This is a genomic window from Pseudomonas putida, from assembly GCF_001976065.1.
GTDB lineage: Bacteria > Pseudomonadota > Gammaproteobacteria > Pseudomonadales > Pseudomonadaceae > Aquipseudomonas > Aquipseudomonas serbica.
In genome coordinates this window covers 12,251-38,692 of record NZ_MNAH01000010.1, presented here as the reverse complement: position 1 = coordinate 38,692, position 26,442 = coordinate 12,251, and the positions used below count along the sequence as shown (strand labels likewise).

At 57.7% G+C, this 26,442-nt stretch carries 20 protein-coding genes; 10 read left to right on the top strand and 10 right to left on the bottom strand.

The genetic code is table 11. The annotated features are described in order from the left end of the window. The first annotated feature begins 90 nt into the window (after positions 1-90). The 10 genes from BKX96_RS26670 to BKX96_RS26620 all read left to right on the top strand — a co-directional run bounded on the left by BKX96_RS26670 (position 91) and on the right by BKX96_RS26620 (position 16,272). Entirely contained in the window at positions 91-567 is a 477-nt protein-coding gene (locus BKX96_RS26670) for a 2,4'-dihydroxyacetophenone dioxygenase family protein (RefSeq protein ID WP_077185905.1), read from the top strand. Between the two features lie 243 nt (positions 568-810). Further along, entirely contained in the window at positions 811-2,814 is a 2,004-nt protein-coding gene (locus BKX96_RS26665; protein ID WP_077185904.1) for a DUF1302 domain-containing protein, read from the top strand. 39 nt (positions 2,815-2,853) lie between these two features. Beyond that, positions 2,854-4,212 (top strand): DUF1329 domain-containing protein, encoded by a 1,359-nt coding sequence (locus BKX96_RS26660; RefSeq protein ID WP_077185903.1) that lies wholly within the window; start codon positions 2,854-2,856, stop codon positions 4,210-4,212. 153 nt (positions 4,213-4,365) lie between these two features. Beyond that, on the top strand, positions 4,366-5,439 hold the full coding sequence (locus BKX96_RS26655) for a WD40/YVTN/BNR-like repeat-containing protein (protein WP_077185902.1): 1,074 nt from the start codon (positions 4,366-4,368) through the stop codon (positions 5,437-5,439). Positions 5,440-5,470: 31 nt separating this feature from the next. Further along, on the top strand, positions 5,471-7,963 hold the full coding sequence (locus BKX96_RS26650) for an efflux RND transporter permease subunit (RefSeq protein WP_077185901.1): 2,493 nt from the start codon (positions 5,471-5,473) through the stop codon (positions 7,961-7,963). Positions 7,964-7,970: 7 nt separating this feature from the next. Continuing rightward, on the top strand, positions 7,971-9,749 hold the full coding sequence (locus BKX96_RS26645) for an acyl-CoA dehydrogenase C-terminal domain-containing protein (protein WP_077185900.1): 1,779 nt from the start codon (positions 7,971-7,973) through the stop codon (positions 9,747-9,749). Between the two features lie 72 nt (positions 9,750-9,821). Then, positions 9,822-11,942 carry a 3-hydroxyacyl-CoA dehydrogenase NAD-binding domain-containing protein gene (locus BKX96_RS26640; protein ID WP_077185899.1) on the top strand — a complete coding sequence of 707 codons (2,121 nt, stop codon included), beginning with the start codon at positions 9,822-9,824 and terminating at the stop codon, positions 11,940-11,942. A 984-nt stretch (positions 11,943-12,926) separates the two neighbouring features. Next, the gene (locus tag BKX96_RS26635) at positions 12,927-14,195 is read left to right on the top strand and encodes an LssY C-terminal domain-containing protein (RefSeq protein ID WP_218639287.1); all 1,269 of its coding nucleotides are present in this window, start codon (positions 12,927-12,929) and stop codon (positions 14,193-14,195) included. A 68-nt stretch (positions 14,196-14,263) separates the two neighbouring features. Beyond that, complete coding sequence (locus BKX96_RS26630) at positions 14,264-15,460, top strand: LssY C-terminal domain-containing protein (protein WP_218639286.1); 1,197 nt, start codon at positions 14,264-14,266, stop codon at positions 15,458-15,460. A gap of 452 nt (positions 15,461-15,912) precedes the next feature. Next, positions 15,913-16,272 (top strand): transcriptional regulator, encoded by a 360-nt coding sequence (locus tag BKX96_RS26620; RefSeq protein WP_077185895.1) that lies wholly within the window; start codon positions 15,913-15,915, stop codon positions 16,270-16,272. Between the two features lie 37 nt (positions 16,273-16,309). On the opposite strand, the gene BKX96_RS26615 is transcribed toward BKX96_RS26620, so the two are convergent. From BKX96_RS26615 to tusC, 10 genes are all read right to left on the bottom strand, one after another. Next, on the bottom strand, positions 16,310-16,759 hold the full coding sequence (locus BKX96_RS26615; protein ID WP_077185894.1) for an antitoxin Xre/MbcA/ParS toxin-binding domain-containing protein: 450 nt from the start codon (positions 16,757-16,759) through the stop codon (positions 16,310-16,312). Between the two features lie 21 nt (positions 16,760-16,780). Next, entirely contained in the window at positions 16,781-19,042 is a 2,262-nt protein-coding gene (locus BKX96_RS26610) for a KAP family P-loop NTPase fold protein (RefSeq protein ID WP_077185893.1), read from the bottom strand. A gap of 76 nt (positions 19,043-19,118) precedes the next feature. Further along, positions 19,119-19,871, bottom strand: coding sequence for a DUF2971 domain-containing protein (locus BKX96_RS26605; RefSeq protein WP_077185892.1), 753 nt, complete (start codon positions 19,869-19,871; stop codon positions 19,119-19,121). 318 nt (positions 19,872-20,189) lie between these two features. Beyond that, a complete protein-coding gene (locus BKX96_RS26600) occupies positions 20,190-20,618 on the bottom strand; it encodes a TetR family transcriptional regulator (protein ID WP_077185891.1) in 429 nt (142 codons plus the stop codon). Next, on the bottom strand, positions 20,615-22,492 hold the full coding sequence (locus BKX96_RS26595) for a site-specific integrase (RefSeq protein WP_077185890.1): 1,878 nt from the start codon (positions 22,490-22,492) through the stop codon (positions 20,615-20,617). The genes BKX96_RS26600 and BKX96_RS26595 overlap by 4 nt, the downstream gene beginning before the upstream one ends. After that, positions 22,489-24,168 (bottom strand): hypothetical protein, encoded by a 1,680-nt coding sequence (locus BKX96_RS26590; protein WP_077185889.1) that lies wholly within the window; start codon positions 24,166-24,168, stop codon positions 22,489-22,491. The genes BKX96_RS26595 and BKX96_RS26590 overlap by 4 nt, the downstream gene beginning before the upstream one ends. Next, complete coding sequence (locus BKX96_RS26585; RefSeq protein WP_077185888.1) at positions 24,168-25,313, bottom strand: tyrosine-type recombinase/integrase; 1,146 nt, start codon at positions 25,311-25,313, stop codon at positions 24,168-24,170. The genes BKX96_RS26590 and BKX96_RS26585 overlap by 1 nt, the downstream gene beginning before the upstream one ends. A gap of 141 nt (positions 25,314-25,454) precedes the next feature. Further along, the gene (locus tag BKX96_RS26580) at positions 25,455-25,790 is read right to left on the bottom strand and encodes a TusE/DsrC/DsvC family sulfur relay protein (protein WP_077185887.1); all 336 of its coding nucleotides are present in this window, start codon (positions 25,788-25,790) and stop codon (positions 25,455-25,457) included. Beyond that, positions 25,787-26,080 (bottom strand): sulfurtransferase complex subunit TusB, encoded by a 294-nt coding sequence (gene tusB / locus BKX96_RS26575; protein ID WP_077185886.1) that lies wholly within the window; start codon positions 26,078-26,080, stop codon positions 25,787-25,789. The genes BKX96_RS26580 and tusB overlap by 4 nt, the downstream gene beginning before the upstream one ends. Further along, the gene (gene tusC, locus BKX96_RS26570; RefSeq protein WP_077185885.1) at positions 26,080-26,442 is read right to left on the bottom strand and encodes a sulfurtransferase complex subunit TusC; all 363 of its coding nucleotides are present in this window, start codon (positions 26,440-26,442) and stop codon (positions 26,080-26,082) included. Before tusC ends, tusB begins: the two co-directional genes overlap by 1 nt.

Below are 26,442 nucleotides of genomic sequence, written 5' to 3'. Positions count from 1 at the left end.
GCCTCGTGCTGGATCAGGCGAGCGCGTACATCGTCGTCGGTCAAACCGAGCGGCCAGCTTCTGGCAAAAACAAAAGAAACGGAGATAGTCATGCTTTTTCAACAAGTTGAAACTGCCGTCATGCACGGCGAGTCGTTGCCTTGGGTTCCCTTCACCCCTTTTGCAGACAACGTCCTGCTCAAGTACTTCAAGCTGGACCCGATTCGCGGCGAGATCATCGTCATGATGAAGGCGCCCATCGACATGGTACTGCCCAAGCACCATCACTCCGGCACTGTCATCGTCTACACCATGGAAGGCCACTGGAAATACAAGGAGCACGACTGGGTCGCCGGGCCGGGCAGCATTGTCTACGAGACCGCGGCATCCACTCACCAGCCGGAAGTCGTCAGCACTGAAGGTGGTGAATACATGGTGACACTGGTGATCGTGAGCGGAGACCTCATCTTCGTCGACGAAAACGACAAGGTCATGGCCATCGAGAACTGGAAAACCTCGCTTCAGCGCTACCTCGACTACTGCGAGGCAAACGATATCGAGCCACAGGATCTCACAGCCTTCCACTAAGGGTGAACGGGCCCTCGACACCGATAGCTATCCACGAAGCGGGTGTCGGGGCGCCAATCTTGACCGAGCGGTTCAACCAACCGTTCAGGTTATTACGTCCTTTCCCTCGCTTGCCGGTAACAGTTGTCAAGGCCGACGACAGCGATCGCTGGTGTCGCCCCGTCAGTTCCTGTTTGTCAGGCCGAGGGCGGGATTCTGTCGATCCAGGCATCCCCAACAATAATAAGAAATGGAGCTAGCCATATGAAACACAGTCAGCCCTTCACCCTGCGTCGCAGTCCGCTGGCCATCGCTATTCTCGCTGCATTCGTGCCGGTTGCCCATGCGGCCGAGATCGAAACGGGTAATCCGGACTGGACAGTGCGTCTGGATAACACCGTCAAGTACAACTACGGTGTGCGCACCGAAAGTGCCGACAAGCGCATGTTGGCTTCACCGAACAACAACGACGGCGATTACGACTTTCGCAAGTCCGGCACAAACATCACCAACCGTGTCGACCTGCTGACCGAGATGGACGTGGTCTACCAGAACCACATGGGCTTTCGCGTCAGCGCCGCCAGCTGGTACGACAAGGCCTACGAAAACACCGGCTCGAACTCCAACCCGTTCGTCAACGGCAACGGTTCGACCTCGGGCCTGATCGCCAACGACCCGCGCCTGGCCGGGGTCACCAATGACAACGTCGGCAATGGCAGTCCGCACCTGAGCAACTATGCCCAGCGCTACTACACCGGCCCGTCCGGCGAAATTCTCGATGCCTTCGTGTTCTACAGCACCGAAGTGGGCGAGGAGTCGATGCTCAGCGTCAAGGCCGGCCAGCACAACGTATTTTGGGGCGAGACCATTCTTAACCCGGTGCACTCGGTAAGCTACGGTCAGTCCGGCCTGGATTTGGCCAAGCTCGCCGCGTCGCCGGGTACTGAAGCCAAGGAGCTGTTCGTCCCGCGTAACCAGCTGTCGATGTCGTTCACCGTCAATCCTGAATTGACCGTGGGTGCCCAGTACTTCCTGGATTGGAACGAAGCGCGTCTGCCAGAGGCCGGTACCTACTATGGCGGTTCCGATCTGGTAGGCTTTGGCGCCCAGTCGTTCCTGCTGGGCAACACCAACTCGATCACGCCAGGCAGCCCGCTTGGCTGCGGTGTCGCCCCCTGCAACGCACTGACCAACGTGCGTCGTGGCGATGACCTGACCCCAAGCAATCATGGCGACTGGGGCATCATGGCCAAGTGGTCACCGGAGTGGCTGGACGGCACCCTCGGCGTTTACTACCGCAAGACCTCGGACATCCTGCCGCAGGCTTGGCTCGACACTCGCGGAGTTACCTCGGCCAACCCCAATGGCACGCGTCCAGCGGGCCAGGTGCCGGCTGTTGTCAACACGCTGAATTCGTTGAGCACCGCCACCTATCAACTGGCGTACTCCGACGACGTCGATATCTACGGTTTGAGCCTGTCCAAGGATTTCGGCGGCATCAGTGTCGGCAGCGACCTGAACATTCGCGAAAACATGCCGCTGGCCAGTATCCCGGCCGTCGTCAGCAGCACCAGCCCACTGGGCTTCGGGCAAGGTCTTGGCCTGTTGCCGGCACGCACCGCGGCCACCGGCGTCATCTACGACGTCCCGCACAACGGCGACAGCATGAGCGCCACCGGCGAAACGCTGCACTGGACGCTCAACGGCCTGATGACCCTGCCCAAGACGCCGGTGTTCGACCAGGCCGTACTGCTCGCGGAACTGTATTACAGCAACCTGCTCAAGCTCGATGACAAGAACTCGGCACTCTACAAGGGCAAGAGCACTTACCGTGGTATCGATGCGCCGACCCGCGACAACTGGGGTATCGCCGTTAACTTCACACCGACCTGGTACCAGGTGTTTCCGGGCGTGGACTTGAACGCGCCGATGTCCGTCAACGTCGGCCTCGATGGTGTTTCCCCTGTGGTCGCCGGTGGCGCCAAGGACACCGGCAACTATTCCGCTGGCATCGGCGCCATCGTTTACAACAAATACTTTGTCGATCTCAAGTACGTGGATTCCTTTGGCAAGACTGACAAGTGCAACGTCAGCGGCAACAGCACCGGTGCAGCCAACGCCGGAAGTGGCGATGGATCGACTCCGAACGCCTTCAGTGGCAACGAAAACTATGCCTGCTACGCCGGTGGTTATTCGGCCTTCTCGGGCGGCGGCGCAACTACAGAAGACCGTGGTGCCGTGTACCTGACGCTGAAAACCACCTTTTGATACACCCATTGCTTAGATACTAGGCAGGAGAACACCAAAATGAAATTCGTCAAAACCCTGTTGGCCGCTTCCATGGCCATGACATTGGGCGCACATGCGCAGGCGGCCGTAACCGCGGCAGAAGCTGCCAAGCTCGGCAGCAGCCTGACCCTGGTGGGCGCTGAAAAGGCCGCCAATGCCGATGGATCGATTCCTGCCTATGCCGGTGGCCTGACCACCGCGCCGGCCAGCTTCAAATCGGGCGACACCATGCGTCCGGACCCCTTTGCCGGCGAAAAACCGCTGCTGGTGATCGATGGCAAGAACGTCGACAAATACAAGGGCATGCTCACCGCCACCACGGCTGAGCTGGCCAAGCGTTTTCCCACGTTTCGCGTTGATGTCTACCCGACTCACCGCACCGTTGCGTTGCCTCAGGCTGTGCTGGACAACAGCGTGAAGAACGCCAGCGGCGCCAAGTCCCTGCAAGGTGGCCTGGCGATCGACAACGTTCTGCCTGGTGTGCCATTCCCGGTCCCGCACAACGGTGCCGAGGCGATGTGGAACTTCCTGCTGCGTTACCAGGGCGTCAACATCAGCACCAAATATGATTCCTGGAACGTTGATTCGGCGGGCGTGCCAAGCCTGGCCACTGCCGGACAGACATTCATCAGCTACCCAATCTACGAGAACATGTCGCAGCCGATCAGCAGCGCCGACGTGTACTACCAGATCAAGGTGGCTTACACCGGCCCTGCACGCCGTGCCGGCGAGGCGCTGATGATCAAGGACGCCGCCGACCCGTTGCAACAACCACGCCGCGCCTGGCAGTACCTGCCGGGTCAGCGCCGAGTCAAGTTGGCTCCCAGCCTGGCCTATGACACGCCTAACCCGGGTACCGCCGGCGCCGGGACCTTCGACGACGGGTTTGTGTTCAACGGCGCGCTGGACCGCTACGACTGGACGCTGGTGGGCAAGCAGGAAATGATCCTCCCTTACAACACCTACAAGCTGACCTACGTTGCGGACCCCAAGTCGCTGACCACCCCTAACCACCTGTCACCCGACTTCGTGCGGTGGGAGAAACACCGTGTGTGGGTCGTTGAAGGCAACCTCAAATCAGGTGCTCGTCACATCTACCAGAAGCGTCGCTTCTACCTGGATGAAGACAGCTGGACAGCTTTGGCTTCCGATCAGTACGACGCACATGGTCAGCTCTATCGTGGCTCCTTCGCCTTCCTCAGCCAGAGCTATGACAAACAGGTGCCGGATTCTACGCCGTTCATGATCTACGACCTGGTGGGCGGCTCCTACAACATCAATGGTGTGGTAGGCCCGTACGGCGGTATCAAGTACATCGAGCCGCTCTCAAAGGCGCAGTGGTCAGCCGAGTCCTTGGCCGGTGCAGGCATCCGCTAAGCCAACAGCACGATCCACTGTAGGAGCGAGCCTGCTCTCGATGGACCAGAGGGCGACGCGGGCATCCAGACGGCACGCGTTATCGTTCACGACCATCGCGAGCAAGCTCGCTCCTACAACGGCATGGACGCGGTTTTCCGATGAGGACGCAGTATGTGTTCGTATAAGAATAATATCTTCCAGCTGGCGTTCGGTGTTGTGCTCTGCCTGTCGCAGGGCATCACCCATGCGGCCGATTACGTCGACGTACTTGACCAGCCAGCCAAGCTCAGTGCCCTGGCCGTGCGCAGCCCTTTGCTGGCCACGGCCCGTGCGGGTGATCGCCTGGTCACTGTTGGGCAACGTGGTCACATTCTCTACTCCGATGACTCCGGCAAGAACTGGCTTCAGGCCAGCGTACCGGTCAGTGCTGACCTCAATGCCGTCTCGTTTCCTACGCCGCAACAAGGTTGGGCCGTAGGTAGCGATGGCGTCGTGCTGCACAGCAGCGATGCCGGCGCAACCTGGACCAAACAACTCGATGGCCGCCAGATCGGCGACTTGCAGGTCTTGCACTACGGCGCCCTGGCCCAGGCAGAACCAGGCAACGAACAATGGCCGCAGCTCGTCGAAGATGGCCAGCGGTTGACGAAAGAGGGCGCCGACAAGCCGCTGCTCGACGTCTGGTTCGCCAATGACCAACTCGGTTACGTGGTGGGTGTATTCAATCTGATCTTGCGCACTGAAGACGGCGGCAAGCACTGGACCCCGTTCCAGGACCGTATCGATAACCCGCAGGGGCTGCACCTCAATGCGATCGCGTCTGCCGGCGATTCGCTGTACATCGCCGGCGAACAGGGCTTGCTGCTCAAGTTCGATGACGCGCAGCAGCGTTTCCTGGCGCTGCCAACACCTTATCAAGGCAGCTTTTTCGGTGTGGTCGGCAAGCCTGGCGAAGTCCTTGTCTACGGCCTGCGCGGTCATGTGTTTCGCAGTACCGATGACGGCGCCAGCTGGACTCCAATCAACACGGGTCTGCAAGTGAACATCACCGCCGCCACCCTGGACACCGACGGCCATTACCAGCTGTTTACCCAGGCCGGGCAACGGTTGGTGAGCCAGGATGGCGGGCAAGGCTTGAAGTTGATGGCGCAGCAGAACCCGTCACCGGTCGCCGGCGCCGTTCAGGCAGCCGATGGCGCATTGGTGTTGGTCGGCAATCGTGGTGCACGCGTGCTTTCACAATAATAAGAACTGTATCAATTCGAGGTACCCAGACATGGGCAATATCCAACAAGACACGATGCCGGTGATTTGCAACTTGCAAGACTTCGATCGAAGTTCCGGAAACCGGCTGGAAAGGTGGGTCTTCAATCATCGCCCCCTGTTCATGTTGCTCATGGCCGTGATCACCCTGGTACTGGGTTACATGATGGCGACCCGTCTCGAGCTGCGTCCCAGCTTCGAGAAAATGATTCCGCAGAGTCAGCCGTACATCAAGAACTTCCTGGAAAACCGCCAGTCCTTGCGCGGCCTGGGCAGCTCGGTGCGGGTGGTGGTCGAAAACACCGAGGGCGACATCTTCGACCCCGACTACCTGAACGTGCTCAAACAGGTCAACGACGAACTGTTCCTCACCGAAGGCGTCGACCGCGCCTGGATGAAGTCGCTGTGGAGTCCGGCGGTACGCTGGACCGAAGTCACCGAGGAAGGTTTCCAGGGTGGACCGGTGATGCCCGATACCTATCAGGGCACGCCTGCGGATATCGAACAGCTGCGCCAGAACATCAACCGCTCCGGCATTGTTGGCAGCCTGGTGGCCAGCGACTTCAAGTCCACGATGTTGATCGTGCCGTTGCTCGACACTACTTCGGCAACCGGACACAGCATCGACTACCACACGTTCGCCAAGAAACTTGAAAGGCTGATGCATGACAAGGAGGGCTCCGGCAAGTACAAGGTCCATGTGATCGGCTTCGCCAAGTTGGTTGGCGACCTGATCGACGGCCTGATCCAGGTAATGATGTTCTTCGGCCTGGCCGTGGTCACTTCACTGATCATCATCTACGCCTACACCCGCTGCGTGCGCAGCACTCTGCTTGTGGTTGGCTGCTCGCTGATCGCGGTGGTTTGGCAGCTGGGCATTGTCGCCTGGCTGGGCTATGCGATTGACCCATACTCGGTGCTGGTGCCATTCCTGATTTTCGCCATCGGCGTGTCCCACGCGGCGCAGAAGATGAACGGCATCATGCAGGACATCGCCCGTGGCACCCACAAGCTGATCGCCGCGCGCTACACCTTCCGCCGTCTGTTCATCGCTGGCGTCACCGCGTTGCTGGCCGATGCAGTGGGGTTCGCCGTGCTGATGCTGATCGACATCCCGGTGATCCAGGACCTGGCCATTACCGCCAGTATCGGTGTGGCTGTGTTGATCTTCACCTCACTGTTGCTGATGCCGGTCGCGCTGTCGTACGTCGGCGTTGGCGAGAAGGCCGCCGAGCGCGCCTTGAAGATCGACAGCCGCGCTGCCGAGCATCGTGGCTTCGGCAAGTTGTGGGACCTGCTCGACCGCTTCACCACCCGCAACTGGGCTATTGGCACTGTGCTCGGTGCCCTGGTGCTGGGTGTTGCCGGTTTCGCGGTCAGTACGCATCTGAAGATCGGCGACCTTGACAGTGGAGCCCCGGAGCTGCGTGCCGATTCGCGCTACAACCGCGACAACGCCTACATCACCAGCCACTACGCGCTGTCCAGCGACCTGTTCGCGGTAATGATCAAGACCCCGCCCGAGGGCTGCCTGAATTATCGGACACTGGTACAGGCCGACCGCCTGGCCTGGGAATTGCAGCAGTATCCGGGGGTGCAAGCGACCTCATCGCTGGTCAATGCGGTGCGCCAGATCACTGCCGGATCTTTCGAGGGCAACCCCAAGCTCAACAACATCCAGCGTAACCAGGACGTGTTGAACTACGGCGCGCAACAGGCCTCGGTCAATGCGCCGGAGCTGTTCAACAACAACTGTTCGCTCATGCCAGTCATTGCCTACCTAAAGGACCACAAGGCCGAAACCCTGGATGCCGTGGTGGCGATCGCCGACAAGTTCGCCAGGGAAAATAGCACTCCGGATCGCCAGTTCTTGCTGGCCGCCGGTACTGCGGGTATCGAGGCGGCAACCAATATCGTGGTGCGCGAAGCCAACCACACCATGCTGCTGTACGTGTACCTGGCGGTGACCCTGTTCTGCCTGATCACCTTTCGCAGCTGGCGGGCCACGCTGGTAGCACTCTTGCCGCTGGTACTGACGTCGATCCTCTGCGAAGCGCTGATGGTGGCCATGGGCATTGGCGTGAAGGTCGCGACCTTGCCGGTGATCGCCCTGGGCGTGGGGATCGGCGTCGACTACGCCTTGTACCTGCTCAGTGTGCAATTGCACTTCCAGCGCCAGGGCCTGCCGCTGTCCCAGGCCTACCGCAACGCGGTGTCGTTCACCGGCCGGGTGGTTGGCCTGGTCGGCATCACCCTCGCTGTCGGTGTGGTGAGCTGGGCCTGGTCACCGATCAAGTTCCAGGCCGACATGGGCATCCTGCTGACGTTCATGTTCCTGTGGAACATGCTCGGTGCACTGATCCTGATTCCGGCCCTGTCCTACTTCCTGCTACGTGGGCCCTCGCTGAATCGTCGTGCTGCGCCGGCTGAGCCGGGGGGGCAGAACAGCGATAGCGACAATTCCAACAAATCGGGCATTCCACATGCCCTCACAATGTCCGAGTAAGCCAATCATGTCTGTTTACAAAGCCCCCCTGCGCGACATGCGCTTCATTCTCAATGAAGTCTTCAAGGTGTCCAAACTCTGGGCTCAATTGCCTGGTTTGGCCGAAGTTATCGACGAGGAGACTGCTGCCGCGATCCTTGAAGAAGCCGGCAATATCAGCGCCGATATCATCGCACCGCTGCTACGCAGCGGCGACGAGCAAGGCTGCACCTGGAGCGACGGTGCAGTGACCACGCCGGACGGTTTTCCGGCAGCCTATCGGGCTTTTGCCGAAGGTGGCTGGGGCGGTGTCGGTGGCGATCCTGAGTTTGGCGGCATGGGCATGCCCAAGGCTATCTCCGCCCAGATTGAAGAAATGGTCAACTCGGCCAATCTGTCGTTCGGCCTGTACCCGATGCTGACGGCGGGTGCCTGCCTGGCACTCAAGGCCCACGCCAGCCAGGAACTCAAGGAACGCTATCTGCCGAACATGTACGCCGGCACCTGGAGCGGTTCGATGTGCCTGACCGAGGCCCACGCCGGCACTGATCTGGGGTTGATCCGTACCAAGGCCGAGCCTCAGGCTGATGGCAGCTACACAATCCGCGGCAGCAAGATTTTCATCAGCGGTGGCGACCACGACCTGACCGAAAACATCATCCACCTGGTACTGGCGCGACTGCCGGATGCACCGGCGGGGCCGAAGGGCATCTCGCTGTTCCTGGTGCCGAAAGTGCTGGTCAACGCCGACGGTTCCCTGGGCGAGCGTAATTCGTTGTCCTGCGGCTCCATCGAACACAAGATGGGCATCAAGGCGTCCGCCACCTGCGTGATGAACTTCGATGGCGCCGCTGGCTGGATCGTCGACGCGCCGAACAAGGGCCTGGCGGCGATGTTCACCATGATGAACTACGAGCGCCTGGGCGTGGGCATCCAGGGTCTGGCACAGGGCGAGCGCTCGTACCAGAACGCCGTTGACTATGCCCGTGACCGTCTGCAAAGCCGTGCTCCAACCGGTGCCCAAGACAAAGACAAGGCCGCCGACCCGATCATTGTCCACCCGGACGTGCGGCGCATGTTGCTGACCATGAAAGCCTTGAACGAAGGCGGTCGCGCGTTCTCCAGCTACGTGGCTCTGCAACTGGACACCGCCAAGTACAGCGAAGATGAAGTCATCCGCAATCGCGCCCAGGACCTGGTGGCGCTGCTGACTCCGGTGGCCAAGGCGTTTCTCACCGATATGGGCCTGGAAACCACGCTGCACGGTCAGATGATCTTCGGCGGCCACGGCTACATCCGCGAATGGGGCCAGGAACAACTGGTGCGCGACGTGCGAATCACGCAGATCTACGAAGGCACCAATGGCATCCAGTCGCTGGACCTGGCGGGGCGCAAGATCGTCGGCAGCGCAGGGGCGCTCTATCGCCTGTTCGCCTCGGAAATCCGTCACTTCACCGCCAATGCCTGTGCTGATCTTGGTGAGTTCACCAAGCCGCTGAACGCCGCCGTCGACACCCTCGACGAACTGACCGCATGGCTACTGGACCGCGCACAAAGCAACCCGAACGAAATCGGCGCCGCATCGGTCGAGTACCTGCACGTGTTCGGCTACACCGCTTACGCCTATATGTGGGCGCGAATGGCCAAGGCCGCCATGAGCACGCATTCGGACGACGAGTTCTACGCCGGCAAACTGGCCACGGCACGGTTCTTCTTCGCCCGGTTGCTGCCGCGTATCCACTCGTTGAGCGCATCGGCCAAGGCCGGCAGCGACTGCCTCTATTCGCTGGATGCCGCACAGTTCTGAACATGTTCAGTTTCAGGAAGAACCCACTGGATGAAGACAACTTGTCTGCTTCATCCATCAGAGAAATCACATATGAATAGCTTGATCAATTATCGCTGCGAAGGTCCGCTGGCCTTGATCGGCCTCGCCAGTGCTCCCATCAACGCGCTCGGCCAGGCCCTGCGCGAACAATTGCTTGAGGCCTGTGAACGCGCCGCCGCGGACGCCAGCGTCAAAGCGATTATTCTCCACGGAGAAGGTTCTGTGTTTAGCGCCGGCGCCGACATTTCCGAGTTTGGTAGCCCGGCGTCCTTTGCCAAGCCGGACCTGCCAAGCCTGCTGACCCGTCTGACCGAGCTGGACAAACCGCTTATCGCCGCCATCGGTGGGCTGGCATTGGGCGGTGGGCTTGAGCTCGCCATGGCTTGCGGCTACCGGGTGGCTGAAGCCGGCGCGCGCCTGGGCCTGCCGGAAATCAAGCTTGGCTTGCTGCCCGGCGCTGGTGGCACGCAGCGTTTGCCGCGTCTGATTGGCGCCGCTGCGGCGCTGAAATATATTGCGTCCGGCGAGCTGATCGGCACCCATCGAGCACAGGTACTGGGGTTGCTGGATTGGGTGGCACCCACCGCGGATAGTTTGCTCGAAACGGCAAAGGCATTGGCCGTAGCACTGATTCCAAGAATGGCGCCGGGCCGCCCGTGCCGCCCGAATTGGCCGCATCCAAACCCGGGCGCAGCCTTGCTGCCGGGCTATTTCGCCGAATATCGCGCGGCGAATCAGTCGCGCTGGAAAGGCCAGAGTGCGCCGCAGCGGGTGGTGGCGGCGATTGAAGCAGCCTGTAATCTGCCACTGGCCGAGGGCCTGGCCCGCGAGGGTGAGTTGTTCAAAGAGGCCGAGGCCTCCACCGAGTCCGAGACCCTGCGCCATGTGTTCTTCGCCGAGCGTGAAGTCGGCAAGTTGCCGGGGTTGGACGCCGTCACGTCGATTCGTCCGGTCAACCGGGTCGCGGTCATCGGTGCCGGCACCATGGGCGGCGGGATTGCCATGAACTTCGCCAACGCGGGCATGGCGGTGACGCTGCTGGAGCTCAGGGCCGATGCCCTTGAGCGCGGCCTCGCACTCATCCGCCAAAACTACGACACCGGTGTCCAGCGCGGCAAACTTGCAGCCGAGCAAGTAAATGAGCGACTGGCGCTGATCCACGGCACTCTGGACTACGCCGATATCGCCGACGCAGACCTGGTGGTCGAGGCGGTGTTCGAGAGCCTGTCCATCAAGCAGCAGGTGTTTCGTACCCTGGACGAGGTGTGCAAGGCAGGCGCGATTCTCGCCAGCAATACCTCTACATTGGATCTCGACGCCATCGCCGCTGTCACCCGCCGGCCACAGGACGTGGTCGGCCTGCATTTCTTCAGTCCGGCCAACGTCATGCGTCTGCTTGAAGTGGTGCGCGGCACCGCCACGGCAGCCGATGTCCTGGCCACGACGCTGCAAATCGCAAAGCGCATCGGCAAGATCCCGGTGGTTTCCGGGGTATGTTTCGGTTTCATCGGCAACCGCATGCTCGAACCGTACTCCCGCGAAGCGCACCGCCTGCTGCTGGAAGGCGCCACGCCTGCGCAGGTTGATAATGTGCTCACCGGTCTTGGCATGGCGATGGGCGTCTTTGCCATGCACGATCTGGCGGGCATCGATGTTAGCTTCCTGGTTCGCGAGTCGCGCCGCGAGGTCATTTCCCTAGATCCCGGCTACTGCAAGCTCGCCGATGCGCTCTACGCCCTCGGCCGTTTCGGTCAGAAAACCAGTCGAGGCTATTACCTCTACGAAGGCCGCGAGCGCAAGGATGACCCGCAAGTGGTGACACTGGCCGAGCAGATTGCGGGCGAACTGGGCATACAGCGCCGCGTCATCAGCGATCAGGAAGTCCACGACCGCTGCCTGTTGATGCTGGTCAACGAGGGTATCCAGTTGCTCGACGAAGGCATCGCCCAGCGCAGCAGCGACATCGATGTGGTCTGGATCAACGGCTACGGCTTCCCGGCCTGGCGCGGTGGTCCGATGCATTACGGCGAAGGGCTGGGGCTTGCTCAAGTGCTGGAGCGAATCGGTCATTACCGAGAGGTACTTGGTGACTATGGAGCCACGTGGTTCCAGCCCGCACATTTGCTGGAGCGCTTGGTCGCCTCTGGCAAGACCGGCGTCGAACGTCTCTGATGTTTGCGGCTATTGGCGGCCATCACTAACTGGCAGCCCAAAGCTGATCGCCAGTGCCCTGCAACCCGTAGGGGTTCAGCCAGTCCCCACCGCCAGCGTCTGATTAAATGTCACCCTCGGGCCTTTCTCGGCGCGCTCGCTGTATTAGCCGACTTGACGCTTGCTTATGGCCGATTCTGTTGAAAAAGTCGGCCCAGATTTCCGCGGTAGAAAAGTACGCGCTTGAGATTGAAATCTTTACATTTGAGCAGAGGATTCCGGGCTCAGATTTCGCGTAGCGGCGCGCAAAATACGCATCTTCAGCGGTCAGTATGTGGGCAGTCTGGAAGAACCGACTTTTTCAACAGAATCGGCCGATTGCTGCTTGTCGCGAAGGGCAGCAGTCGACCGATTCTGTTGAAAAAGTCGCTCCTTCCAGGCTGCACGGATTTTGATAGGTGAAAACGCTTTTTCTGCACGCTGCTACGTTCAGGCGTGTACTTTTCTGCCGTGGAAACCACGTCCGACCTTTTCAACAGAATCGACCCATAGCGGTCGGTGAGTTATCGGTAGATCGCAGCCTGTCGCGATGGACTGCCACACGAGCATCACCAGCGCGTCGCATGCGTGGTACTCCCTCCCTGGACGTGTGCCTAAAGGCTGGCGCATTCCCTCAGCGGCGCCTGGCCGTGGCGACTATAGTCGAGTGTGTCATCTCGGCCCCGAGTCATGTGGTGGCATGTCGGGAGGTTTCTTGCACTGGAACCGGGAGGGCTCAACGGTGCCCGGCAGCAGCGTGAGAGGCCCGAGCGGCCTGCTATCAATAGTTCGACTATTCTGCCATAGCGGTACCAAAAAGCCTCCGCAGTTTCCGGGGCGGTTCATAACGAAAGGCTGCGACGTAGAAACTGCTGTTCGCAGTCGCCACGGATTACCCAGGCAGGGCAGCGAAGATTGGTAAAGTTCAGTTGATGAGGTTACGCGATGCATCGCATGGTGAGACACGTGCTCTCAGCAACGGCCATCGCAGCGGCGCTCGCCGGCTGCGCCTCCCAGCCTCCGCCAACGGCGAGCCTTGACTACAAAAGCCGCGCCGTGACGCGCAGCGATGGCGGCTTGCGCGTGTCGACCGCGGTACTGTCGGCCGCCGAAAGCGAGGCGGTCTACGGCGTGCCCCTGGCGAATAGATCGATACAGCCAGTCTGGGTCGAAGTCGAAAATCAGGAAGACCGCGCCTACTATCTGCTTTCGCCGGGCCTCGATCCAAATTTCTTCCCCGCATCCGAGGCCGCCGAAGCATTTTTCCCAGGGACCCCGCAGGACGAGCGACCGGCGCTCGACCGGCACTTTCGTCGGCTGGCCTTCCGCAACCCCATCGCACCTGGTGCGACAACCTCGGGCTTCGTGCTGACCAATCTCGACGAGGGGTTCAAGTTCGTTAACCTCGATCTGGTGGCAGACGGGCGGTCGAGGCATTTCTCTGTCCTGGCCCTCGTGCCGGGGCTGCGCGCCGATTACCACATCAGCGAAGTGTTCAGGCAGGGCATCCCGCCCGAAGACATTGTGAACTACACGGATGACGCCAGTTTCCAGGCGGCGCTGGAGGCGCTGCCGTGCTGCGTCACCAACGAGGAGGGTTCCAGCAACGGCGATCCGCTGAACCTGGTGGTCGTCGGCGGGCTCGATGATGCCTTCCCTGCATTCGCACGTCGCGGCTGGCGTGGGACCGAGGAGAAGTGGTCGGGGTCGATCATGAAAGTGGTCAATTCGGCGCTTTCCGGCGAGCGTTATCCCTATGCACCAGTGAGCGATCTCTATCTGTTCGGGCGAGCGCAGGACCTTGCCTTGCAAAAGGCGCGTGACAACGTCCACCAGCGCAATCACCTGAGGCTGTGGCTGAGTCCGATGCAATATCACGGCAAGCAGGTGTGGGTCGGACAGATCAGCCGTGATATCGGCAGCCGGATGACCCTGCATACCGCGACACTGACGACACACAAGATCGACCCTGACGTCGACGAAGCGCGCAGTGCGCTGACCCAGGACATGGCGTATTCGGTGACTCTGGCAAAGTTCGGTTTTGTGAAGGGTGTGGGGGCCGCGCCTCAGAGCGCGCCGCGCGAGAACCTGACAACCGATCCTTACTACACGGATGGGCTGCGCTGTGTCCTAGTATTCGATCACACGCACACCTCCCTGGCGGAAATAGAATTCTTTCTATCACAGGGCATCTACGAAAATGGCGGACAATCACCAGGGCGGGTCAAGCCATGAGCCGCTTGGCGTCGGGGAATAATCTGCGATGTGCAATGCGCGGCTTATACACCCTGGGTTGTGCAGCGATGCTTGCGCTCGCCGTTGCTTGTTCGACCTGGCAGGCGCCTGCCGATTTCAGTACCGTCGGATTGCGTGAACGTGCGCAGACGGCCACCAAGCACGAGGTGCGCGTCAGCGCCGCCGTGCTCAGTGCCGACGACCGGCGGCGCATGCTGGGTGTGGAGCTGGACAAGACCCGCGTGCAGCCCGTGTGGGTCGAAGTCCAGAACCGCACTGCCGATCCGCTCATGTTGCTGCGGCCGGGAACCGATCCCGACTATTTTTCGCCACTCGAAGTCGCCTGGTCCATGCACGGGATATTCGCCCCGGCAGCGAACGCGCGCATCAATGAACACTTGGACCAACTGGGGTTCAAGAATCCCGTCCTGCCAGGCGAAACGAAAGCGGGCGTGCTGTTCATCAACCCGGAGCGCGTTACGCGGTTGCTGAATATCGATCTGCTGCAGAGAAGGACGCTGATCCCGTTCTCCCTCTTCTTGCAGGTGCCGGACGATGCCGGGGAAAAATGGTTTGCCGAAGGCTTGTTCCAACATCAGGGTTCCGAGATCAAGGACTATGACGATCTGGCCGCGTTGCGTTCCGCGTTGGAGCGCCTTCCCTGTTGCGCCGCTGACGCGAACGGCAGTGCGCCCGGCGATCCAATCAATGCGATTCTCGTCGGCGAGTTCGCCGATGTCGCCGCCGCATTTGTACGTCGCGGCTACCGGCGTGCCGCGCTTCCCGCGGATGCGGCCGAACGTGTGTTCGGCCGCATGCCCGATGGCGTGGTTCGCAAGCAATCGCAAGCCGGAGCGCCGGCGACTTGGGTGCGTGTGTGGCTCACCTCAATGCGCTTCGAAGGTCGCTCCGTGTATCTCGCGCAGGTCGCAAGACCGATCGGCGGACGCTTTGCACCGCGCGAGGCGCAAGACCTCGTCTTGCATGAGGATGTCGATGAGGCGAGGAATTTGCTGATCCAGGACATGATGTATTCGGCCGGCCTGGACAAGCTCGGGTTCGTTACTGGCGTCGGTCCCGTGTCCCAGGCACAATCGCGAACGACCTTCAGCGGCGCCCATTACTTCAGCGATGGTCTGCGTGCGGTCATGTTCTTTGCGCCGCGGCCGCTCAGCCTGTCGGAGGTGGAGCTGCTCGATTGGGAACCGTATCTGGACCGGCGCGAATCGCCTGTACGCAAGGAGGTCGACGATGCCCGCAAGTGACCTGTTGGGCAGGCCCGATACTTAAGAGATCAGTTATGAAAGGAAGGCGAAAAGTCAAAACGTGCAAGTGGTTCTTGAAAGCTCAGTTCGTGGTCGAGGTTCAGCATATGAACGCATGCAGATCAAAGAAAGTAGCACACAGATTTCTTGATGCTGCATTGCAATTCGGAGCAGAGCACGAGCCGATAGGACGACTTGCGGGCGGTGCTGGAAAAGCTTTCAGGCAACCTTGAATGCTACCTGGAGTGTTGCATGATGGGAAGGTTCATAGACCCGACGAGATATAGCAAACCCTCTGAAGGGGCGGCCATGCTGGCCTACTCATAAAATCTATGACTTCATTTTATTTTTGAATGACCGTCGAAGGCAAAGTTTCGGGTTTATCGTATAGTGTCTAGAATTCATGACGTAAAGTGCATAAATAAAGGTTTGTGTCTAGTAAGGTGGACGCTATGCGGCTTCGAGCTCAAACAGATCAAGTCCTCGCCGCTACTGTAGGGGCACGTATTCAAACCCTACGCTTGAGGAACAACATCAGCCTGGAAACGGTGGCCCAAAATGCCGCGATCAGCCGTCAGACGTTGCATCTGTTACTTAGCCAGGGCAAAGGCACCTTGATCAACCTGATCGCTGTTTTGCGGGCCATCGGCGAAATGGAGCGTCTGAGTTCATTGGTGGAAGAGGTCCTGCCCAGTCCAATACAAGTCTTGCGCATGGAAGGCAAAAAACGACAACGCGCATCCGGTCGACGCAGCGCCCCCGACGAAGCTGCAGTTGCTCAATCAAGAAAGAGCAACAGCAGCGACTGGTGAGCGTAGGGCTATGCGCATTTTCATGTTTCTCCTCGCGTCAAAACGCGGACGTCTCAGCCACTTTGACCAATATCATCTCAACCTGTCTCATACCAGGGAAGGTGGAGAGCATGTCTAACGGTTTACTACCTGCAAGCCTGTCGTTGGACTTCGATAGCCATCGCCTGGCTTTGATTTCGTCTCCAAAAAGCACCTGGGCCATGGCGGTGATGTGTACATATCTGAACAACTGATCACTCTCTCGCAAATTGAGCCGCTCGCTGTGGGCCACTTTGACCGTCAAAGTTTGAGGCTTGGTGATTTGATCGCGCGTTGACGGAGTTATCGTTCCGAGGTCGCAGAGTTCCTTTAGCTTGGCAGACGGGAAGCCGGCCTCGATCAACTCATGAATGTCCTGATCCGACGCGCTGCTGGGGATACCAAGTAAACGTTCCAGTCGATTTCGGTACGAGTGATAAATCTCTACGCCCATTACATTAGTAAGCATGGCACCACCTTTGGCTCGGACTCAATAATGGTTCGACTTCTCGCCCCGCTCGTAGCTTCCCATTGTGTCATCGATGAGCTCAATGGCTTGTTTTTCAGGTCCGCTCAGCGTGGTTCGGTTGACTTGAGCAAGCCATACTTTGCATGCTTCGATTCCCAACAAGTCGTCAAGCATCGAGCTACGCACAAAATAAGTGATGGACGAAACCCCGCCGCTGGATGACATACTCTTTTCTACGACTGAGCGAGCCAGCAGCAGAAATCGCTCCAATGTCGTGACATGATGGTTGACCCACTTTTTCCCCGCTCCGTCTGCAAACTGATTTAACCGATACACATAGGAAACAAAGTTCCAGTGCGTGATGAAGTCATTGGGGGCCTGGTCTGCGTGCGTCAATAGCGCCTTAGCAAATGCCTGTTTTAGCGCTTCGAAGCCCGCATCATCTAGATCGGTGATATCCGACTTTCCCCGGGCAGAGGACTCCGACATCAGGAGATGTTCGAGAACGGCAAAACCTTTGATTTGTTCGAAGGCGTGTAACAGATGTTCACTGCGAACAGTGGGTTCGCTGTGACGCCGTAGGAAGAACAATAGCAAGCGGAACGTCTGGACTTGTGCAGACAGGAACGTCATGGATGACTCGCCTCCTCTCACGGTTTCGCCAGCCTTCAGAAGCGTTTCGATAACGGCTTCAGATTGGTCGAGCGGAAACTCCTCAATCCGGGACTCCAGTCGGTCCAAAATTGACTTCTGTCGTGCATCGTCACAATCAAGCAACGCGTCGCAAAATTGCTGCGCATCGGTCAACCGTTGGAATAAGAAGTGTAACAACGAGTTGGACACTTCCTCGGTTGGCAGCCCTAACTCAAAGTAACGGTCAAAGAAGTCGCCGCAGCACACCCTGGATTCGCGTATCCACCGCATCTGCGTGGATCCGCTGTATGTGGTGTTCTTGAATACCCAGTCTAGATTCGGAAACAGAAGTTGGAGCGTCTGCTCAACGCCTGCTCGACTTTCAAGCGGCGACTTCTCCACGATCCGCTGAATCAGCCCTGCGATACGTTCCTTTTCGCTTGGTTTTTGGGACATGGCCGACAGGTTACCGGTTAGCAACTCTTTACTTTGCGCTATTGCTCCGTAGCTAGACGGTGCGAAGACCCGCAAGCACTCCAAGGCAAACAGATCCACGGAATTGATCTCCGCCACGTCTCCACCGCGTAACAATCTGCAGTGGAACGCGAGCGTGGATGTGTAGCGGTAAACATCCCGTAAGTTATGGAAAAACGGTTTCATTCCGTGTCGGTATACACCTGCCCAGTAGTTTGAGTCGAAACTTGCGCCCAATTGCGGTTCAGCGGCAAGGACCGAATCCAAGCGTTGAAAAAGCACAGTTTCCAGGCTCGGGGCGGGAAAAGCCGGGACGCTGAATGGCACCTGGATGATTTTTTTAAGGTACTCGGCTCCGTTGAATCCGGCTCGCTGGAGCCCTTCCTCAACGACATCGCGTTGAAATAACAAGAGAAACACTACGTTGGGAAATTGCATGTTGCCCTTGACCAGCTGGAACAGGGCCTTCATTTGATCCGATGCCAAGCGATCAATGTCATCCATCACGATCAGTAACGGATGAGCTCGCTTGGCTAGCAAAGTGGATATTTCACCGCGAATTTCACTCAGGGTAAGCTCCTCATCCTTGGCCGTCTTGTCCGTGCTGTCGGCCAGCTCCTGCAGAAACTTGGAAACTTTCTTGAGCAATGCCGGGACTGCCGCTAACGCCGAGAGGCCGCTGATGTAATGCAGTACTGTCTCCGCCATTGGGTTTGCGACCCAACTGCTGACATAGCTTGTGACCAGTGCTGACCCGAGAAGGACAGGTAAATATTTGGTCATGCCATCGACCACTGCCGCGCCGGTGTTGATCCGCCGTCCATATCGTCGCAGAGCTTTGGCCAGTTGCTTGCCTGCTTTGCTCTTGTCCTTTCGCTGAATGGTTAGCGAGACCTCGTCGAAAAAAGTCGCGCTGAGTTTCTCTTGGCCGGCCCACTCCCAGGGATTGAATTCGATGACTTCATGTCCGGGAACATTTTTGAAGTCCTCAATGACCAGATTCTTGATCGAACTTTTGCCACTGCCCCAAGCCCCCATTAGCGCAATTACCAGACTTTCCTGGTCTTTCCAGCTAGTAATGGTTTCAGATAGGCTCTTGGCAAACCCAGATCGGCCGAGGAGATCCTGTTGGTGCTTGGCGATTGGCCGATCATCGGCAAACCGTAAATCTTCCATGTTGATTTCCTTACCATGGACTTCGGGGCGAATTTGATGGTGTTCTGAACGGCATTGGCGGCCAAGTCTCCGGTTCTTAGAAAACCGTGCGCGCGTCTGGCACGACTTTGAACGATTGGAATGCCAGCCTGGCTTTAAATACAACTGCGTTGGGAAAGTGCAGTTTAACTTTCTGCCTTACGGATTCGAGGGGCTCCTCGCATAGTGGTCCGAGGATCACCTCCGCCAGTTGGATATCGTCACTGATTGGCCAGAAATGAAACGGACCTTCCAAGGGGGCATCATTCAAGCTCACGAATCGACGGAACTCTTCCTCATACCGCCATCCTCCGGACTTGGTGCACAGCAACTGTTGTTGCAGTTCTTCGCTCAGATTGTCTGGGGTTGATGTTGGGTGAAGTGCATCAAGGACTCGATCGTCTTGGTAGCTGACCTGCTGAACCGTGCTGCGGTTGACGTCAAAGCCCAAACAGATTCCTGTGTGCTTTTCGGCGTAGTGACTCCACATCACCGGCTCTGACCAGTCTCCAGCGAAACACAGTAAGCCCATTAGCGAATGGCTTTTATCTTTCCAGTTTCTCACGACCTGGCGCGTCTTGTGTTCTTTGAAGTTCGCAGCAAGCAGCTCGAAGGGGTCATTCAGATCAGCAAAGCGAGAGACTTTGATGCGCCGATTTTCTATGTTGCTGATAGCGTGTTTGACGCTGGTGAGGTTGTACAGGCGAATCGTCGAGCGATTAGCTGGTGGACGGCAGGCTATCGCGCTTCCCATGTCTGATTTATAGCCTGCTGAGATCCATTCACTTCTGAGCATTTCGTTGGTCGGCATGCCAAGCTCCTATGCATTTGGAGTGGTGCTGAAATCTTTGCTACAAGCGACCGCTTGCGCTTTTTCAGTGCGTCACCGTCGTTCATCGGGGCTTCCTACTTATAACTCACGCTCGATGCACAGGCTCTGGTACAAGAGCTTTGCACACCATGCAAACCCGACCTATCCATGAGGCTTCTTTGAACCAAATCGATCATTTGGTGCCTTTTTTAACTGTTAGAAACGATTTGTTTTCAATGAATCAAGCACTTACCTGATTTAACATTTTTGGTTTTTTTGGGGGCTGCAGATGAATGGCGGTCGTCGAAGATAAGAGACCTATCTAGGCGACTTTGAGGAAGTCAGTTCAACAACGTTTCGTTCTTTCAGTTTAGCCTTGAGACCCTGGTTCTCATCCAGCAGCACCTCATTGATGGATGCAATGCTAGCGAGCTTTCTACGAAGCTCCTCAATCTCCTGACGGTAGCCTGCAGACTTTTGGCGTTCAGCGATCAAATCTTGATGTTTGACATCTCGCATGGCGCGGCTGGATCGACCCTGCTTCTCCCGTATGGCCTCTGCAATTACCGGGTAGTGATTGTGGATCAACGCCGGCGACACGCAGGCCTCGCGAGCAACGGCAGCGATGCTCAATTTGGTTGCTTTAGTACGAGCGCGTCCGCTCTCGATACGGTAGATGGCCAGCTTGAGATCCTTTTCTCGATCCACGGCAGGCTTGTAGTTGGCTGATTTCTCCTTAGTATTCATGCAGTCAGAGTCTCCGGAGGCATGCCCAGTTGTAGCAATACGTCTCGGCAGCGGTTGAGGTCGCGCTCAACGCGTTGGCGACCTCCCTCACCAATGTCTTTGCAGTGAAGCAGCTCTTTAAGCTCATCGTAGAGTCGCTGATAGAAGGGTGCATGGGCACGTCCGATCACTGAGTGGTCACAGCCAGTGCAGCGAGAGCGCTCAAGGGTATTACCGACGCAGCCGTCATTGTCTGCCGTACACCAAGCATGTCCATTGCTGCGGATAGCTGTGCTCTCAGAGATGGACTTCAGCATAGAGGAGTGATCCTTGTAGATCAGCAGATTTTCTGGCTCTCGCTGCCATCCCTTGATTGCGCGCCCGTAGCCTCCGGCTAAAGATTCATCTCCCATCCAGTTGTCGACGACGCCGAGCTTGATATCTTCCAGCTCCCCTTGGATTTCCATGTACAGGTCAAGATCCAGATGTTGACCCCAGCCGTCATCCATGGCGTAACCCAGGGTCATGTCCAGCGACCAGTGAGCATAATGTTCCTTGAGGTAGCGCAGGTCGCCAAAGCGACTGTGCGCCGCGTAGTTTGCGAATTTGCGTCGAAATTGATGGCTGCCGAGTTTCCAGGTCAACCCACAATCCTTTCTAAATTCATTGAGTTTGGTGTGCCAAGAATCGAGGGAAAGCGTGCGGACTTTGTTATTCTCACGTGGATTCACGCCCAGAAAGAGGGCGTGGCGATGTTGGTAAGCCTCTGCGATTTTTGGGTCGTGCGGGTTGATGCGTCGTCGCTGGATGATTTCGCCGGCGATCATCGCTTGGTAGGGGGCAGACCAGCGCTCAATGATGCGCAGAGCACGCACTGCGGCCTCCGGGATCATCCAGTCGTGGATTCCTTCATCGGTCTTTTCAGACTCAGAACGCATCCAGTGATAAATGGTGCCATTGTCGTCCTCACTGCGGTGGTGTGTTCCCGACTGTAGGTTGGCTAACTCGTGATTACGACAGCCTGAGGTACTTGCTAACACTATGTAGCAGGCCGTGCGAAGGGTTATCAGCGACTTGCTGAATGTTTTCAGGCCTCCCTCCCAGCCCACGTTATCCAAAAAACGATTTTTTTTCCAATCTATACCGCTGGCAGTTAGGCGTTTACGCCCCGATTCGATTGCGTCCAAATCATCACGGAGGTCGAGCAATAGATTGCCGCGTTCCACCTGTCGATGGGCATGCTCGAACAAGGTGCAGAACGTGTCATCGGGGATCAGAGGCGTTTTGCCCCCAGTGACCATACCCATAGTTCCCGCCATTGCCTGTGCAGATGTGTCGGGCCATGGATGCTGCATCTGTTCGCCGGTGTACTGGCTTAGTTCATATATCGCCTCTACCGCAAGGTAACGCGCACGCAACGTTCCTATCGTGAGCGGCTTACCAGATCTGGCGTGTCTATGAGCCTTGCAGGTCGCCACATAGGTTGCGGCGATCATAGGCGTTACTGCACCTAAACGCTCAATTTTAAGCTTCTCTAAGTGTCGCAAGAATGGTAACGCAACTCTAAAGAGCTGACGAATCGTCGCTCCCCTGGGTCGTTCCGCACCGCTACGACCTCGTCTTATATAGCGATATAAAATCGCCTTCATCACCGCTCGAAATGGCGGCGGCATAGTTCCGAAATTCACCTGTCTCTTATTTAGCGGAACGTTACTAGGCAAGCTGTCGAGTTGCCAAATGTCATCGCCATAGCAGCTCAGGATCACCCATTGTCGATCGACCTGGATTGCGGCGATGATCAACTTGTTGCGCTCTAAGTCGGAAAGCTCACGTACATCGTCAGGCTGAGTGGTGATGAGCGTCCAGGGCAGTTCTTCAGAAATGCTCTCACTCATGATAAGACCTCCAGGCTGGCGATAAGATCAACTGACCAGAACGGGTGTGGTTCAGTACGAGCGCGCTCACGAGCAGCGTCAACAGCCGCAGCCTTGAAGGCGCCACGGCGCAGCCCCTCTGCAATGATGTAATGGTCGATGAGGCGAGGGATATGTGCGTACTCCCTTGCCCAGCGGCGCTTATCCATACGGTTGCGTTCAGCCAGCACTCGGAAATAGAAGCTGAAGAGCTTGTGAAGGTCCTCGGCGGTTATTGCGTAGTGCTTACAGCGCAGGCAGTTCACGAAGTTCATGCAGATTACGCCCTCGCGTTTTGGGGCGAACTGACCATTTACTGGGTCGCTACAACGACCCAAAGGAGTGTCCTTATATGATGCGCCGATGGTCTCTGTTAGCAGTTCCTGCACCAGCGTTTCTCCCATGAACCGCCAATTTCGACGGGCATCCTCGCTGGGCGCTAAGTAGTTTTGGTCAGCTACCCGTGGAGTGTTACCCAGAGCGGCAGCGGTGGTTGCAAGATCTCCATCTGTTAGATCAAAGATGCGGTTTGCAAAGGTTTTACGCAAACGGGAAATGTTGATACGTAGTGGTTTTCCATCGCTATCCTTCAGGCTGTATTCAGTGACAAGACGACTTATCCCTACATCCAATTGTCGAACTTGGAGCGCTGAGACTTGGCCTTCTGAGCTTGTGGCGCGGCGGCGGTACAGCCAGATACGGTCTTTGATGTCGTCCGGGGCTTCGGAAGCCAAAGGTTCAGTTAAGACCATCACCCGACGGATCAGACGTTCCACGTTAATTCTGACGCTGGGAATGGACTCCAGAATACGCTCGGCTTTCGACTCAGCCCGTAAAGCCACTTTGCTGGTGTTGTAGCCACGCCGCTTCCACAACACCAGAAAAACCGTGTCGTCTTTTGGATGGGGGCGCAAGCAACCGCGGCCCATTTCCAGCAAGGGAATGGTATTACGTCCGGTGTGGAGAGCTATGATCAACAGGGCATACACCAATAAGTAGTTGGGCATATGCGTACCATCGATCCATATCGGCTTGATGGCTTGCCGCAACGCCGCTGCAAATTCTTGCCGCTCGCGCTTTGATAACGCTGTCTCGCCTTTAATCTTGCGGTTGATGTTTGGAAATGGATTACGAGGGAAGGTGGAAGTATCGCCAGAGGTTACCAAAGGGAACAGTCCGCGTTGCCCAAGGGCAACAAGCACCGACTTGGTTTTTGCGTAGCAGTTTCTCTGGTTGATCGTCGCTGTACCCAGTCGAGATAGGTGGTTGAGATAACCATCAATCAGCTCTCGGTTCACATCCTTCAGTGTTAAGTCACGCTCAAAAGCCGTCGCCTGGAGCATGCAGTAGTCGAGAAAATACCGTAGCCCAGAGTTACAAAAGCCCACCACGGTAGTAACCGAAATGTTGCCATCTTGCCCCGCTAGAAAGCGCTCAATTTGACGCTGACAGGCGTAAGTAATGGCATCAATCCCAGCTCCATACCATCGTGCGAGATCATAGTTTCGGTGGCAAGTCGAGTTGCGCCCGAAATTGACCACAGTGCTCTTTGGAGGGACGGCCTCAGGCAAGATGACCACGTTGCCTGCCGTGTCTAGGTCGTGCTCGACCTGTGGAACGCTGAGGTCAGTCTTGGTAAATACCTTGCGCTTCCCCATCAGGCTGCTCCTGCCATCTCATTCAACTCGTCGTCATAGGCAAGCACGGCCTCATCGGCCATTTCATTGATCAGGTGAAGGTACACCATAGTGGTCTGAACTGAACTGTGGCCAAGTTGACGCTGCAGAAACACCAGGGGATCAAGCCCGTTCTGTGGGTTGCGCTGAAGGTTGACCAGAGTGTGAGTTGCGTAGGTGTGACGCAGCATGTGGGTATGGACTTCGATTCCTGTAGCCTTTCCGGTCTCGCTGATAATCCGGTTCAGGCTCTTGCCGGCGCTGCCATAAGTCTCTCCGAGATGGTTGATGAGGAGTGCCTTCTGATCCTTACCCAGAGACGTCCGCTCGCCGCGCACCTTGGACACGTAACGGTAGAGTTCGGCCATGAACTTGCGACTGACCCAGATATCTCGCGCCTTACTACCCTTGGTCTCCATCCCGCTGCCGTCGAAAGGATCCAGTCGGATGCAAAGATTGCGTTCGGTTCGTCCAGCCTTGTCCGGGTCGAAAATGTACGCCACTGGGAAAGTCGCCAGTTCGTTACGACGCAGGCCTGTGCGCAGCGCCAGCTGAATCATGATCCGATGATGTGGATTCTCCGCTGCTGCCAGAAATGACTTGGCCTGGGCCATGCTCAGGAACTTAGGTAGGGGCTTGTGACGACGCGGCATCACGTCGTTCACTAGCGCTTTGCCTCCGCTGGCGTCCACATGCTCAAGGAAGCCTGTTTTGCGCTTCACGGTGCGCTCTTCGGCACCGAACGGTAAGCGCTTCACCCAGCCCTTATTTAAGGCGAATTTGTAGAACTTACAGATGTACGTCAGACGCTGGCGAGTAGTGTTGCGAGCCAGTCCGCACGTCACCAAGCAGTAGTCTCGGTAGGCAGCCACAAGGCTCTTGGCCTCTCCGCGATCTACGTCCCGCCAATCAAGATCATGGGCTTGCAGGAAGCTGAAAAAGTCGTAAAGCGCCCGTCCAGTGCTAGGCCAGGATTGCTTTGAGCCGATGTCCCCGCGAAGGAGGTAGTAGCGGAAGAACTGATTGGCCTGGCTGCAGCTCTCCATCGAGTCCCACAGCAGAATTGGAAACCCTTGGTAAGGTTGTCCAGCGATTACGAAATCCTTAGTGCCCCACACAATCTCCATCAATCACCCTGTCATCGACCATTCACTCAGTGTCCCTGTCTGCATGGATTGGTTGAAGGCTACTGCTGCTTCCTTCCACTCCCCGTCAGATAGATCTATGATTTTGATATCACATAGATCTAACTACCGCAACGCGCCGGATCATAGGCAATTCGTCGGTTTGGGCAGGCCCGCCAGTTTCGCGGCGAGTTTGGCAGGGGTGCCTTTGAAGAGTCGGTTCAGGTGCAGGCTGTTGCCTTTGTCCGGGCCGAGTTTCAATGCGGTGTACTTGATCAGCGGCCGGGTGGCCGGCGACAGCTGGAATTCGGCGTAGAAGCTGCGCAGCAGTTCGAGGATTTCCCAGTGCTCGGGGCTCAACTCGATGTCTTCGGCAGCGGCCAAGGCACTGGCGACGTCCGCCGACCAGTCGCTGAGCTCGACCAGGAAACCGTCTTTGTCCAACTCGATGGCGCGCGCGCCGACGGTCAATACATTCATAACCAGCTGTTGACCTTGTCGTGGTGGATCGACAGTTCGACGAAGACCGGGTAATCGACAGCCGTTGCCCAATCCGGAACATCGATGGCCCGGGCCTGGGCATCTTCGGCCAGGACATAGAGGGTCAAGCCGCGAGCATGGAGCGCCATGAAAGGTGCGGTGCCCGGCTGCAGGGCATAGGCCGCGTCGCCGGACAGCAGCAGCGCGTCGCTGGCACCGATCAACCGCAGGCAGCTGTTCAGGCGGTCGTCGCCGAACGGGGAATGAGACAATACATGCAAAGTCGACATCAGAGGGTGATCACCTGGTCGTAACGGTCAATGAGCGCAGTGATTTCGTCGGCGGCCAACACGCGGGCTTGCGCAAGCGCCAGGGCGCCAGGTTCCAGGCCACGCTCGGCAGCGCTGTCGGCACAGACGAACAGTTCTTCGACGCCGAACATCGGCAGGGCCTGCAGGTTGGCGCTCAGGTCTTTCTGTTGCAGGGTCTTGGCGTCCTGTTTCGCGGCGAGCTGAAACACGCCGTCGTCGAGAAACAGCAGGCCGATCGGCAGATCGAAAGCGCCGCCCGCCAGCACGATGTCCAGCGCTTCCCGCGCGCCGGGACCGGACCAGGGCGATTGACGGCTGATGATCAGCAAGGATTTGGACAT